This is a genomic window from Streptomyces pseudogriseolus, assembly GCA_002154585.1.
GTDB classification, from domain to species: Bacteria; Actinomycetota; Actinomycetes; order Streptomycetales; family Streptomycetaceae; genus Streptomyces; species Streptomyces pseudogriseolus.
Window position 1 is genome coordinate 1 of record MUNG01000594.1, and the last position, 840, is coordinate 840.

An 840-nucleotide genomic window follows, 5' to 3' on the forward strand; every position below is an offset into this window, starting at 1 on the left:
CCGCGCGGGACGCCGGCGTGCTGCTGACCGCGTACGGCGAGGAGGCGCGCATAGCGCGGGTGGACATCACGCCGGGCGTCCCGCGCGGCGCCACCGTGCCGTTCACCGTGAAGGCGACCGTCTCGCTCGACGGCGTCTCCAAGCCCCTGCGCTACACCAGCGCCCTGACGGTCGTGCGCGGGCAGACCACCGGGCGCGCGCTGGTCGACTGGGAGCCGTCCGTGGTGCACCCGGACCTGCGGGACGGGGACACCCTCGTCACCGGGGAGTCCGCGCAGCCGCCCATCGAGGCGGTGGACCGTGACGGCACCGTGCTGACCAGGGAGAAGTACCCCTCCCTCGGCCCGGTCCTGGACACCCTGCGCGAAAAGTACGGCGACAAGGCGGGCGGCAGCCCGGCCGTCGAGCTGTCGATCCGGCACGCCACCGACGAGGCGGACACCCCGCTGCTCACCCTCGCCGAGGGCGAACCGGGCAAGCTGCGCACCACGCTCAGCGCCGAGGTGCAGGCGGCCGCCGAGAAGGCGGTGCAGGCGTACCCGGAGTCGTCGGTGGTGGCGCTGAAGCCCAGCACCGGCGAGGTGCTGGCGGTGGCCAACAACCGCGACGACGGCTTCAACGCGGCCTTCCAGGGCCAGGTCGCCCCGGGCTCCACCATGAAGATCATCACGGCGGCGATGCTCATCGACAACGGCGTGACCTCCATGAACGGCCCCGCGCCCTGCACGGACACCGCGACCTGGCAGAGCCAGACCTTCAAGAACCTCACCGGCATGGAGCCGAACGAGGGCGCCACCCTCGCCAACAGCTTCCTGCGGTCCTGCAACACGGCCTTCATCA

The 840-nt window shown here is 72.1% G+C and carries 1 protein-coding gene; it reads left to right on the forward strand.

All coding sequences use genetic code 11. The annotated features are described in order from the left end of the window. A partial coding sequence (locus CCN29_RS33245) for a penicillin-binding transpeptidase domain-containing protein (RefSeq protein WP_442538653.1) occupies positions 1–840 on the forward strand: 840 nt, incomplete at both ends.